Source organism: Bacillus sp. M5A3_1b (genome assembly GCF_053345335.1).
In genome coordinates this window covers 285,100-299,125 of record NZ_JBKEZY010000005.1, presented here as the reverse complement: position 1 = coordinate 299,125, position 14,026 = coordinate 285,100, and the positions used below count along the sequence as shown (strand labels likewise).

Here is a 14,026-nt window from a genome sequence, read left to right as displayed (position 1 = left end):
ATTAATGGCTTTCTTTAAATTTCTTTTCATATTGTAAGTAATCTTTTTTTGATTTCCGATTATTTTCTTCTTTCTTATGTAAATATGTTGTTATTTCTTGATCATGCCTAATCATATTATTTTCTTTATTTCTTTGTTTATAGCCTATCGAAATTGTTATATCTGTTATTTCCATCGGATTTTCCTTTGTATCCTTAGCAGAATTAAATTCAATTAGTAGTGTTGCATAACTAAACTTCTCATACTCTAATCCTAAATTCCCATTAAATATCTCTTTAAATTGAGTTTCTGATAAATTATAGCTTATCGTAGCTGGTTGGCTGAAGCTTTTTTTATTCACATTTGGTTTCAATTCTTTTATTCCTTGCACTCTATTGAGCATTAATTTTATATTAGACATATCTTTCCCTCGATTTGAAGCTTCTAGCTGTCCATTTTCGTATCTTATATCTGACTTGAATACAAATTCTTCTTTATATTGTGGGTTGTCAATATGTTTTTCATCCTCAACTGGAGTATTGACTTTCTTTTGTGTCTCACCAAAAAGAATATTATCTTTAATGCTATAAATACCTTGCGTTGTTTGATAAACTACTCCTATTTGCTTATTATTATCCTCAATAAAAGTACTATCCCTCACCTCTTCTTTCCCATACGCATACCCTTCATCACCCGCAGACATAACCGTCTTCATATCACCTTCATCCAATGCCTTTACTAATCTCTCATACTCTATCTTCGTCTCCCCTAAACCACATCCACTTAATAAACTTGCTACTATTGACAGAACTATCATCATCTTAGCTTTCTTCTTTAACTTCATACTGACACCCTTATTCAATCAAAATAAGCTTTCCTCTTTCCATTTTGGAAGAGGAAAGCTTATTTCCTTTTAAGTTTATTTTTTTTCCTTTATTTCTAACTCTTGTGCTTGTTGTTGCTTTTTATTTTTTTCAATTACTTTTTCAACAAACTCATTCCGCCACATTTTAAATTTAGCTGCAAATTGACCTTCAATTTTATTTCGATACCCTTCAAATTTAACCTCTGCAATATCCGCGTGATTAAATAATTTATATGTCTCTCCGGTTAAACCCACTGGATGCAACACTCCGCCATAATCATAGAATGTATTTTCATCAAGTAATAAACCTCTCGTAGTGATTACATACTCCACATCTTCTTCTTTAAGACCCAATCTCACAACACTGCCTAAAGGTAATACTTTATCCATATAGTCTTTCATATTAATTCACTGTCCCTTTTAGTACGCTAATTTTCTCTTCTATTTTTTGTCTTTTTTTCTCTAATTGACGAATCCGGTCAATAAATGCCTCACGTGTTTTTCCTTGTAATGTACTATCAATACTACTCTCTAACCTTCTAATTTCCCCTGTTAAAGATGCAGCTGCTTTTTCCAATTGCACTACAACGTTTATAATTTGTTCTCGTCCACCACTAGCTGGAAATGTACTATGAACCCTTGACATTATCGTATGTAAATCCACCTTCATACCCCTCTCTTTTAAATTTATAAACTTGGAATTTTAATAATATGAAACTGCTCCTAATTCTTCGTCTTTTGCAAACATAGAAAATACCGCTTCTGAAACATCGTCGTTTAATTGCTTTAAATCTTTTGATAACTCCTTCACATCTTTAGCAATTTCACCTAATAAAGAACGGTTTATCCCCCTGCTGTTATCATTCATAAAGAGATTTAACAATGAGTGACGATGACTTAATATATGTTCAGATACAATTGCAGCTACATTTGTATCAACTACAAAATCTCCTTTAAACAAATCTAGTAAATCTTGTACGTAAGAAGCTGCTACTTCTTTTGCAATTTCTAAAATTTCACTTGTAGCTAAATATACTACAACACTTCCAGCTAAAAAATTTATAGCAGTATTAAATACAGACTCTAATACTTCTAAAACTTTTTCCTTACATTTCGCTAAAGTTGTTTCAATCCATTCTACAGCGATATCTACCGCTCCTTTAATTTCAACTGTAGCCATTATACTAAATTGGATTGCTTCTGCTGTAATTTGAGACTTTAGTCCTTCATACTTTTTATTGAGGTTATAAATACTTTCTGTCACTTGACCCTTTATTTTTCTATATTCTCTCCCAGCTTGTACAGCATCTGAATAGGTAAGTACCGCCCATAAAATCGATGAAATCGGTGTTCCTTGTATGATAAAGTTTATTCCTATACCTGCGACTTGCTCTTCCGCTAAAGAAACTTTTCTTCCAAATTTTTTATTTATAATTCCTGTATAAAAAGCACCTGCCGATTGGGTAAACTCTACAAAACCTGGAATTATATCCCCTCCAGTATCATTAGTACTGGTTAATTTATCAAACCATATTAACTTGCCATGATTATCATAATCTTTCTTAGAAAAAACATAAGAATGCCATGCGAATGCCCTGTTACACTAATTTTGGCAGCAGGGTTATCATGTTTAACCTTCAAATAAAATTCTTCTCCTTGATCATACTGTTTGACTGTAAAATCGTGTTCCCAATTACCTAACACTATTTTATTTGCACCCGTTATATTATGTCCCCCAATTTCACCATCTGTTATCGCATCCGTTAGATCTTCTGTTCCTACGTACGTTATTATAATTTCCCCTGTTGTTTTATCTTCAAAAGCATACGCTGCAAATCCAGTATTTTCATCCACTTTATGATCTATATACTTTGCGTTAAAGTTTTCTTGTAATCTCTTTATATTTTTTTCGTCTGATTTATCATAAGGATATCTTCCTTCCCTAAAAGAATAAATATCAGTTCCAGACAGTTCTAATTTACCCCAATCAGAAGCTATCTTTAAATCCTTATCTTGCTCCTCATTGTTTTTCATTCCAGTTCCCCCTGTTTCTTAATCACTTTATATTTCCGTAACTCACTTTATAGTCCGAATATTCTTTTTTTGCGTCTTGTTCATTATCTCCTTTTTTGTTAAAATACGTTTTTATTTGAACCATATTTTCTAATAAATGCCCCTCATCATTCTTTTTCTTATAATCTATATCAATACTTATTTGTAATATTTGTTTAGGTTTTTTTGCTGAATCAAGATGAATTACAATTGTTGCTCCCTCATATTCATCATATTGTATTTTTAGTTTGTCATTTAAAATACTTTGAAATTCTGATTCAGTTAGTCTATACCCAACAGTATTAGGCTGATCAAATTTCTTTATATTATCACCCGGTTTCATATTTAGTTTCCCTATCCCTTTTAAACGATCTACAATTACGTTCACATATGAAACATCCAGGTTTGAATTTGGACTTTTCACCTGGCCATTTTCATACTTAACATTAGTACTATAAATAGTTTCCTTTTTATAATTTTCATTTGTCCTTTTTTGCTTATTATCTTCTATATCCGTAGCAATTGTTTGTATCGTGTCACCATATAAAATTTTATCTTTTGTATTATATACACCTTCCGTAGTTTGACGAATTGTTTTACTATGCTCTCCATCTTCCTTTTGTTCAAATGTACTATATATACCTCGTTGAGCCACATACGCATACCCATCATCACTTGCAGACATTACCGTACTCATATCCTCTTCTTCTAATGCCTTAACAAATCTCTCATACTCTATCTTTGTCTCTCCAAAACCACACCCACTCAATAAACTTGCCACTATTGACACGACTATCATCACCTTAGCTTTCTTCTTTAATTTCATACTGTCACCTCGTTAGTTACTCTAGGCATTTTTAGTTTCATTATGTTCCCTTTTTGATAGTAATACACTTCATCTTTACCTAATGGCACTTCGTTGCTTATATATTTTATGTTAAAGATACTTTGATCATTTAATGGCATTGCGATAATTGCTGCTGTTAGTTTACTTCTCATTTTCATAGGTAGAGCTTCACGATTTCGGTCCATGTAGTCATGGTGACCTGCTAATACAAAGTAAATACCTACTGTACGAGATAGATCAATTAAAGTCGCTGCATCCTCCATTTCTAAATAAACAAATTTACTAAATTCTTCAACATTTGTCATGATAATGAGTTGTTTTGTGAATGTAGGAATTTCTCTACCTTCTTGTCTTGCTTGTGCTAATTCAAAAGCTCGTTCGCGAATTACTTCCATCCAATACTTCGCATGCATATTTATTTCATTTTCGTCTACAATATAATGCGTCACATTATCTTTATATTGAACGAAACTATACTCTGCTGTATCCACTAACGTCACACTTTCAAAATAATCTTTATTCAATTGAGATAGGATGCTAGATACAATTTGTTTTCTCATACTATCATCTACACTATAAATCATTAAATGATCATTCATCGCAATATCATGAGCTACAACTTCTACGTTTGCAAAATCAAGCCCCATTGGAATTCTTGCTGCTTGTAGAGCTTTTGTAACGTCTTTATTTTTACGATAAGTAGCAATATCAATCACTTCTGGCATCATTGGAATTACCTTCGGACGTTCTCCATCCCATTCTCGATCCATATCATTTGCTTCTTGTTGTAATAATTGAATTTGCTGTAATTCATCTTCTGCTTTCGTAGATAATGCAACCTGGAATAATGTAGGAGATTCTAGTTTTATTAACGCTCTTCCTGCTGTTTCTTCCACTTTTATATCAGATCTCCCTACAATACTAGCTACTTCACTTTGATCAATCATATATAGGCAAGTTTGGATTTTAATATTATTGTACAATTGAATTCTCAGTGCATTTTGTCGCCCTGCACTAATTAAGGTATGAATTCCTAAACTTGCACCATCTCGGACAATTTGCATAATTAGCATTTCAAAGCTTTCATAGAACTTCGCTTCTTTTACTGCATCATAATTGTCGATTGCAATAATAATATGTGGTATTTCTTTCCCGCTTGCCTTTTCATACATTTCAATATTTGCAACGTCATATTCACTTAATAATCGTTTACGATTTTTCATTTCTTGAGTTAATCTTTCAACAAACTTTAAACATTTTTCAGATTCATCAATCGTAATCGTATCCGCTACATGAGGTAATCCTTTCAAAGGTAGAAGACCATTTGTTCCAAGGTCCACTAAATACACATGCAAATGCTCCGGACTATGCTGACGAGCTACATCCATAATGACTGATTGTAAGAATGTTGATTTTCCGTAGCCTGGACTTGAGAAGACCGCTACGTGTCCGTCTTTACTAATATCTAGTGTTAATGGTGTTTGTGATTGTAATTCAGGCTGATCTAGTAGACCAACTGTTGCTTGTAATGGTTTCTTTTCTTTCGTCCATGCTTCTTTGAACTGAATAGCGTGTAAGTCTTGTAAATATACGCTTTCTGGAAGTGGTGGTAACCATGGTCTAGCTAACGCTTCAATTTCATTTACTTCTGCGTAATCGTGAATGTAGTCAATAACAGCATCCAGTTCAGATGGTACGCTTATTACTTCTTTACTGCTACCAAGTCCACTTAAGTCTTCACTTAATATTTCATATTGTCCTAGATCATTTATTGCATAGATTGTTGCGTCTAAATGTTCTTTATCCTCTTTGTTTTCTACATAGTCTGCTCCGCTCCAAGCTGATTGGAATAGTTCATAAATTTCATTATTCCCAACTTGTAAGTAAGCACGTCCTGGTAATGTAATTTCAGCAGCATCTGGTGTTTTTAAAATTTCATTACTATCTGATGTATTTTGAACTTTTAATGCTAGTTTGAATTTCGAGTTACTCCAAATTTGATCATCTACAACACCACTCGGTTTTTGCGTAGCTAATATTAAATGGATTCCGAGTGAACGACCGATACGCGCCGTTGAAACTAACTCTTTCATAAATTCTGGTTGTTCTGACTTCAGTTCTGCGAATTCATCACTAATTAAAAATAGATGTGGCATCGGTTCACTTACTAAGCCTTCTTTATACAATTTTTGATACTGATTAATATGGTTTACATCATTTTCCCCAAATAATCGTTGTCTTTTTTGTAATTCAGCTTTAATTGATGCGAGCGCTCTCATACTTTGTGCTCCATCTAAGTTCGTAATTGTTCCTAATAAATGCGGTAAGTTTTTGAATAAATTCGCCATACCGCCGCCTTTATAGTCAATTAGTAGAAAGGCTACTTCGTAAGGATGGAAATTGACTGCTAGAGATAAAATATACGATTGTATAATTTCCGACTTACCTGAACCTGTTGTACCTGCTATTAACCCGTGTGGTCCGTGTGCTTTTTCGTGTAAGTTTAAGTTTACGATATCTTCTTTACCACGTAATCCAAGTGGTACAGCTAAAGATTTATGCGCTGCATTTTTCTCCCAGCGACTTGTGATATTCAGTTCTTTTACTTTCTCAACACCGTACATTTCTAAAAATGTTACACTTTCTGGGATACTATTTTTTAAGTTTTGCAAATGATTTAACGGTGCTAATGCTCGTGAAACATCTTCTAAATTAAACCCTTTCGGTACGTGATTGAGTTTAAATTGACGGTTAACAAGCTCTCCTTGTTCTAAGATGATGTTCCCTTGTTTTGCATCTCTTATATCAATTACCGTTTTCACGTGCTCCGGTAAACTTTGCATAACATCTTGTACAAATACAAGTGATACACCTAATTGACTCGGATCATCATTAAAGAATTCCATAACAACATGGTCTAGTATTAATTTTTCATCTGTAATGAGAACGACATAGTGCGGTGCAAAGTACATTTTTTCATTCGTTGAACTTTTTTCATCTAGTTTTAATTTTCGTTCTTTCAATATTTGATACAAACTATTTAACACTTGATCACGGCTACGATCATGGTACACAAATCCACGTACATTTATATCGCGAACACTTCCATGAGGTAACCAGCGCATCCAATCCCATTTTTCTTTTTCTTCTTCAGGAAAAATAGTAATAAACTGCAAGTCATAATAACTATGGAATAATGCGGTTTGTACAACTAATAATTGTAATTGCTCTAACACTAAAGAGCGTTGTCCAATATAACCGACTGGTCCATTCATTAAATCTGTTACAACTGGTACATCTTCCAATGATAGATAACGCTGTCTTAGTTCACGTGCTATATCAATTAATTCATCTTTCGTTTGACTAAATTCTTCTTCATTAAATTGGATTTCAAAACTCGTATTAGCTTGTCCTGTTCCAACGCTAAATGTTAAGAAATCATGATGTAGCATTGTTTTTTCATAAATTCTAGGATTTACTTGAACTGCCATATTACGTATTACTTCTACATTTGGATTGTGATAATGTAATGCGTGACGTTGCTTTTCACTTTCTGCATGTAAATCTTTCGTTTTTTGTTTTATATACTCTCTATAACTTTTATCTCGTTCCACAATGTCAATTTTATATTGCTTTAAATTTTTTATATAAGATGTGACAGAAACAATAATCGTTACTAATGTCATCGCAATCGATGCGATAATAAACATTCCATATTTCATGAAAATAGCAAGTAATACGGTTACGACAATCATGACAAGTGAAGGTGCAATGATTCTTGCTAAATGCTCCGTTGGTTTTGATGGCATACTTGAAGGCTTTGCAATTGTCATTTTCTCTTCTGGTTCACGGTAAATAATACGTGGTGAACGATGATAGTCTGGATAACCACTTTGATAATTCGTTTCTGATTCTACTAAAATAGGTAACGCAGATTTCATTTTATCTTCTGAAGAAAGTACTTGAATGTCTTCACTACCAATCTCCAATAAAATACCATCAAAATATAATACGTCTCCTGATTCCAACATAACGCTATCTTTTAACTTCGTATAATTATGAAATACATCCCCGCCATACACGTTCACTTTAAAAGAATCGTACAACGTTTCGCGAGATAGCATTAAATCTACACTAGTCCCAGTAATAGAAATATCATCGTAATCGTTTTGACTCACTGTAAGAGAATGTTTCGTTCCGATATCAAACACTTTAGTTGTGCCAACAATAGATATAAAGATTTTCAAGCTCACATCTCTTGTTTTCCCAATCTCAATTTCCTTATTGAATTCTATTAATTGATCTTGTACCATCCAAGCATTTACTTCATTATTCCACTTTAACTCTATTTCTTGTTCTAAACTTGGATTCGTAATATCATTTGTCCACTCTTTTCCAATCGACACTATTGATTGCTCATTTGGATGTAATGTGCACTTATATATTTTGTCTCCATAAGTCAATACTAATAGTTGCTCCATCCGTGTTCACTGCTCCTTTTCAACTGTCTCATCAAGTGCTTACTCTTTTTTCTCTGTGTCCGACAAATTTTTATCGCTTGATGAATTGCCATATTTCTTTTTATATTCATCTAATTGTTGCTCATATGTTTTTAACTTTTTATCACGTTCTTCTCCTGATAAATCCGGATTATTTTTCAGTGATTCAATTTGTTTAACAAGGCCGTACATAATAAGCTGAGGATCATCAAGTGTCTTAGCTAGATCTAATGATTTATCAAAATCACCTTTTCCGTTATACATCCAATACAGCAAATACTTTTCATCACTTTTCAAACTAATGTTTTTCATAATCGATTTCTTTTGAGCTTCACCTAGTTTTTCAGCTGTAATGTATGCAAATGCTAACTCATATTTAGATGCAATCGGTAATGATTCAAACTCCTCTTCATTCAATTGCGTAATGACTTTGTCATAATCAGTTGCTATGAAACTCGCATTTGCTTCTAATAATTTATTTTGATAAGGAAATTTTATAAAAGTGAAATATATTAAAGGAGCAGCTAAAATAACTGTCGCCGCTATGAAGGAAAAAGCTAAGTATTTAAACGATTTATAGCTTTTTTTAGGTACTAACTGCATATTTTTTTCTGTTTTTGTTTGTTCCTTCTCAAAGCTGTCATCAAGAAACTGCAGTAATGCATCTAAGCTTTCCATTTGAGCAACTGTCTGTTCAAATGTTGTTTCTTTTGCATCTTTTAGTAACCCAGCATACAAATCATCAAAGTTATGTTTTTGGGAGAATAAAGCAATAATTAGACACTTATATTGCGTTAAAAATTGCTCTTCTAATAACGGGGTTGGTGGAACAATATCTCGAATTCCTCTATGTATAATGCTTGGTATTAAATTCTCATTAAAAACTATATTGTCTGGATGTAAAAAGAACGTGATTCGTTTATTTAAATATTTACGAAACTGCGCAACATTCCGAAGTAGTCTTAATTTCTCATTTCTTCCAAAACGGCTAAGATCGTCCCACTTATATAATTTTTTATCTACTTGATATAGAAACGTAAACATATCATCCGTTTCTTCTATTGTTAATGGTACAAATTCAGATGATACGCCCGTAATTATATCGAATTGACGGAAGTCTTTTATACGTGTTTGAGATTTGGTCATCTCCAATTTCCAATTTTCTTTTTCTATTTGAAATTGATAGTTCATTGCATCAATTTGAATTGTTTTTTCCGTCATGTTTATCCTCTTCTCCTTTTCTTTATAACCCCTAATAACTTATTTACAAATAACTAAAAGTAAAAAATATTCTTTATAAAACTTGCAAAATATCTCCATCTGTTATTTGGTGATCAATTAAACGATCATTATCTGTTAAAACAATTGACTTATTTTTCACTTTAATTACAAAATGTGAACCTTCATGATTATCAATCTTTAGCGTATCTAATAAGTTTTTCAATAAATATTTAATAGATTGATGATTCGGAATACGCAAATCGTATGTATTTCCATTCCATTTATTAAAATCTACTGTTACATTAATATGTGTTTGTATTGCCATCGCTTTACCTCCAACTTTTACGAAGAACCGTATAAATACCGATGCAAATAAATAGAATGCCGCCGCCAAATAATAATATTATTGTTATACTAATTGGCTCTTCATTCATTGTTTCATTACTCGCTATTTCATCTGCACTTTTTCTGACAATGTATTCACTGCTAAACAAACTATTTTTCGTATCTTTAACACTATTATTCTCTTTTTGTTTTATAAAAAGAGAATCTCGCAGAGCTTCCATATCTTTTTGTTCTTTCTTTTTCTTTTTCTCAATTTCTTCTTCTATATCTTGGTTAAATAACTCAATTGATGCTTTATCTAATTCTGTTTCCTTATGTTCCTTTTTATTTTTTTCTTGGTCGCTTTCTTCAAGTCGATCCACTTTAAACTTAATCTTCCCATCATCACCAAGATAACTGTCAGCCGCGCTCCTTATCGGTAGCGCGACAAACAGTAAAAGGATAGAGAGAAATGATAACTTAGCCACTATGCTCCATTGTTTGATCATTTACTTCTTTTTCCTCCCATTTCTTATGCCATACAAATAGATTACTAACTAATCCTATAATGGCAATTACAAACAATACGATAAAAATAACTTTTCCTGTATCTTTACCGCTAATAAAATCATTTAGAAAACCCTCTATATATTGAAGCGGTGAAAATTGACGCAATTTGCCTACAGAAGACATTTGGTCTACTTTACTTCCAACTGCTTCAGTTAAAAATAGATACATACTTAAAAATACTAATAAGATAAACATTCCTACCATTTTTATTTGTCGTAGTAAGTATGTTGAAACTAATACGAACGCCATCATAATGATTGTGATAAACGCAATCCATAGTAAACTTTGATCCTGACCGAATTTTAAAAGACGGCCTGAGATGACTCCTATACTGATTCCTTCCACAATCGATATTCCAAATGCTACTACTGTAGTTGGTACATTCATATCAATTAAAGAGAATCTCTCTTCAAAATGATCTGATTGCGTTCGTTTCTTTTCTTGATTCGCAATTGCATATGCTGTAAATAACGCAACAATGAAACAAGTTAATACTATTAAGTATGGTGTAAAAGCATTACCAGCTACAATTACCCCATCATTTTGTTTCTGAACTGGACTAGATAAAAACTCATATAGCATCTCATTTTGACGGTCTCCAATACGACTATTCGCCAAAATCTTCGTAAAGTTTTTCGAGAATGCTTTATCATCTTCCATTTTCTTCGTAAAATCATTTAATAAGGAATCTGCTTTCGAAACAATTGTCGTTCCGCTGTCTTGAATTTCTTTTGCTTGTCCATTAATTTGGTCAAATGTTTTATACACATCATCTGATGTCGCTAAACTATGCTTTGAACTCTCTACTAATGACTGAGTTTGCATCGTTAAAGATTTAATACCAGAGTCTAACGATAGTACAGCTGTTTGCTCACCTGCATTATTAGTTGTTAATACTTGTTGTTCTTCAGCTAACTTTAAGCTACTCTCACGCCATTTCGCTAAACCTTTTACATACTCTCCTAAATTTTGATTCATACTAGTTGCTTGCTGCATCGTTTCATTTAATTTCTCCGCTAGTAGCATTGAATTTTGATCTGCACTAGTAATGAGCTGTTGGTAAGAGTCTATTTTTTGTTTTAAACCTGTCATATCTTGCTTTACTTCACTAGTAATACTAGCTGAAACAAGATTTGAAATTAAGTCAATTAAGCTTTGTTTATTTAATACGTAATACAAAGATTGTTCAGTTGCAATTGCATCTAAACTTCCCTCTTCTAGCTTAGGACCTACATCTTTCGTTCTTAAATCAATCCCATAATACATTTCGTAAAGGCTCATTAAACCTTGATAACTTTCAACTGTATCTACTGCTTCTTTTATTAATACATTAGATATATTTTTTGTTAATACTTCTTTTTTTTGATGTACAACTTGATTCGTTGTACTTTCAATAACTTTACCTTTATCTGTTCCTGTTTCGCCTCCTGGATTTCCTCCAGTTCCGTTATCTGTTCCCGTTCCGCCTCCTGGGTTTCCTCCAGTTCCGTTGTCTGTTCCCGTTCCGCCTCCTGGATTTCCTCCGGTTCCGTTATCTGTTCCCGTTCCGCCTCCTGGGTTTCCTCCGGTTCCGTTGTCTGTTCCCGTTCCGCCTCCTGGGTTTCCTCCAGTTCCGTTGTCTGTTCCCGTTCCGCCTCCTGGGTTTCCTCCGGTTCCGTTATCTGTTCCCGTTCCGCCTCCTGGGTTTCCTCCAGTTCCGTTATCTGTTCCCGTTCCGTTGTCTGTTCCCGTTCCGCCTCCTGGGCTTCCTCCGGTTCCGTTGTCTGTTCCCGTTCCGCCTCCTGGGCTTCCTCCGGTTCCGTTATCTTTCCCTGTTGTGTTTTCCATTTTTTTAATAATAGGGTTTTTAGCACTGTGTACTAACGGCATTATGCCATACTGTGATTTATGAACCACATTTTCCACCTTGCTATTTTCCGTTTGTGTTCCTTTATCCTCTTTATTAGGTTCTTCTTTTTCAGAACTAGTTTCTTTTTTATGAGTCCCGCTCAATTCCCACTGCCACGTTACAGGAGAGAAAACATCTATATTGATGTTTGGATCTTTTAACTTTACATGCAAGCTAATCTTTATATCCCCTTCATTACGAGGAGCTATTGTAATTTCTCCTGCTTCGCTTTGAAGAAAGTCACTTGTACGATCCACACCATCAATATGTAACGCTTCTGTACTTCCATCTAGTTTAAATTCTTCTGGAATATTTATCTTCAAAGTTTGTGAAGATTCCATTTTAATTACTTTCGCAGTATCACTAAATGTAATTCCCTCTGTATAAAGTTTATCCTTTACTTCTTTAATAGCGCTTCCTAAAGATATTTTATTTACAGAATCATAATAAAAATTATTTTCTTTATTATATTTTTTTGTAAATTGAATTACATTTTGCAGTTGTAATTTCGTTGTATCTGGCAAATCACTTTGACCGATTTCTTCCATGTTTAAACTCGGTAATTTCGCAATTAAATTTTCGATTTGTTTCTTTATTCGAACATCTGGTTGTTTCATTAATGTATTTATAAAGATTTCTTGCTTTCCATCATTCGACATAGATTGCTTTAACTTTTTAATTACCGTCTCTTGAATATCACTTTCTAACTTTCCTGCAAGTTCTGTATCATATTCTGACACTTGTTTTTTTACATCTGTTAAATACTTTTGAATTGTTGAAGCATCAGCTAAAATATTAGGATCTTTCTCTGAAAGCGTAAACTGATTTGCGATAATTTTATTCGCAGATTCTAATGCACTTAACTGTTTTAAAACATCGCCTGAATTCATATCACTCATATACTGATTAAATTGATTTGTAAAATTATTCGCTAACAGATTATTATCCGTTTGTATTTTTTGAAAGTTATTAAATCCTTCTAAATACGTATTATTAGATTTATTCCCTTCATCTAAAGCTTGTCCAAACCCTTTTAAAACATCTTGGAATCCTTTAAAACTATTAACAGAAATACCAGTGTAATCTTGTACCGTTTTAAATTGGTTTGTGTAATTTGCCAACGGGCTATGTACATCTTTTTTATACATAGTCGTTTGATTGGTCCCTTTTTCAATTATTTTACCTATATTATCTTGTGCACCTTGCAACTTACCGATAACACTTGCAAAATAAACATCGATAATTTGCTTATTAAAATCTTCTAAAATAGCAGAAGCTGTATTTTCTGCCTCAGCTTTCAAATCTTTATTCCCAGTTGCATTTACTTTATAATTTAAAGTTAATTTCTCTGGAAGTTCTGAATCAATTGCAACAGCCTTTCTAGAAAAATCATTAGGTATTACAATCATCATATTGTAATTATTATTTTTCAAACCACTTTCTGCTACACCACGACTTACTACGTACCATTCTTGTTTCGTATTTTTATTTACATTTTTAACAAATTGATCTCCAAACGCTATTTTATTACCTTCAAATACAGTACCTTGATCTTCATTTACCAATGCAACTGTCATTTTTTTCGTAGTATTCTCATTTGCTTTCTTAACATTTTGATTTAACGCTAAATAGGAGACCCCTGTTGATAACACAAGAGCTAAAATAATAAACAACAAGATGCTCCACTTGAACTTTTTCACTACCTATCACTCCTGCGACTGCGAGTCTATTAAGTTAAAGACTTCGTATCTTACTCTAGTTTTAAAGTAATTTAGCCATAC

Annotated in this window: 8 protein-coding genes and 3 pseudogenes; all 11 read right to left on the bottom strand. The window is 33.1% G+C overall.

Translation table 11 applies throughout. The features are described from left to right. Position 1 precedes the first annotated feature (1 nt). The 11 genes and pseudogenes from ACLBWW_RS16450 to esaA all read right to left on the bottom strand — a co-directional run bounded on the left by ACLBWW_RS16450 (position 2) and on the right by esaA (position 13,945). Positions 2-823 carry a DUF3952 domain-containing protein gene (locus ACLBWW_RS16450; RefSeq protein ID WP_048540995.1) on the bottom strand — a complete coding sequence of 274 codons (822 nt, stop codon included), beginning with the start codon at positions 821-823 and terminating at the stop codon, positions 2-4. A 75-nt stretch (positions 824-898) separates the two neighbouring features. Continuing rightward, a complete protein-coding gene (locus ACLBWW_RS16445) occupies positions 899-1,246 on the bottom strand; it encodes a DUF4176 domain-containing protein (RefSeq protein ID WP_098144262.1) in 348 nt (115 codons plus the stop codon). Position 1,247: 1 nt separating this feature from the next. Further along, positions 1,248-1,508: a hypothetical protein gene (locus tag ACLBWW_RS16440; RefSeq protein WP_016077813.1), complete on the bottom strand. Its 261-nt coding sequence runs from the start codon at positions 1,506-1,508 to the stop codon at positions 1,248-1,250. A 39-nt stretch (positions 1,509-1,547) separates the two neighbouring features. After that, positions 1,548-2,878: pseudogene (locus ACLBWW_RS16435) on the bottom strand (lipase). A gap of 22 nt (positions 2,879-2,900) precedes the next feature. Continuing rightward, positions 2,901-3,722 carry a DUF3952 domain-containing protein gene (locus ACLBWW_RS16430; RefSeq protein ID WP_048541001.1) on the bottom strand — a complete coding sequence of 274 codons (822 nt, stop codon included), beginning with the start codon at positions 3,720-3,722 and terminating at the stop codon, positions 2,901-2,903. Next, positions 3,719-7,948, bottom strand: a pseudogene (gene essC, locus ACLBWW_RS16425) (type VII secretion protein EssC); the annotation flags it as partial. The gene ACLBWW_RS16430 and the pseudogene essC, both read right to left, overlap by 4 nt. After that, positions 7,943-8,224: pseudogene (locus ACLBWW_RS16420) on the bottom strand (FtsK/SpoIIIE N-terminal domain-containing protein); the annotation flags it as partial. The pseudogenes essC and ACLBWW_RS16420, both read right to left, overlap by 6 nt. A gap of 39 nt (positions 8,225-8,263) precedes the next feature. Continuing rightward, positions 8,264-9,463: a type VII secretion protein EssB gene (gene essB / locus ACLBWW_RS16415; RefSeq protein WP_098681851.1), complete on the bottom strand. Its 1,200-nt coding sequence runs from the start codon at positions 9,461-9,463 to the stop codon at positions 8,264-8,266. A 73-nt stretch (positions 9,464-9,536) separates the two neighbouring features. After that, positions 9,537-9,788 carry an EsaB/YukD family protein gene (locus tag ACLBWW_RS16410; protein ID WP_001007566.1) on the bottom strand — a complete coding sequence of 84 codons (252 nt, stop codon included), beginning with the start codon at positions 9,786-9,788 and terminating at the stop codon, positions 9,537-9,539. A gap of 4 nt (positions 9,789-9,792) precedes the next feature. Next, a complete protein-coding gene (gene essA / locus ACLBWW_RS16405; RefSeq protein ID WP_048541007.1) occupies positions 9,793-10,296 on the bottom strand; it encodes a type VII secretion protein EssA in 504 nt (167 codons plus the stop codon). Further along, positions 10,268-13,945: a type VII secretion protein EsaA gene (esaA, locus tag ACLBWW_RS16400; protein WP_447614131.1), complete on the bottom strand. Its 3,678-nt coding sequence runs from the start codon at positions 13,943-13,945 to the stop codon at positions 10,268-10,270. The genes essA and esaA overlap by 29 nt, the downstream gene beginning before the upstream one ends. Between the last annotated feature and the right edge of the window lie 81 nt (positions 13,946-14,026).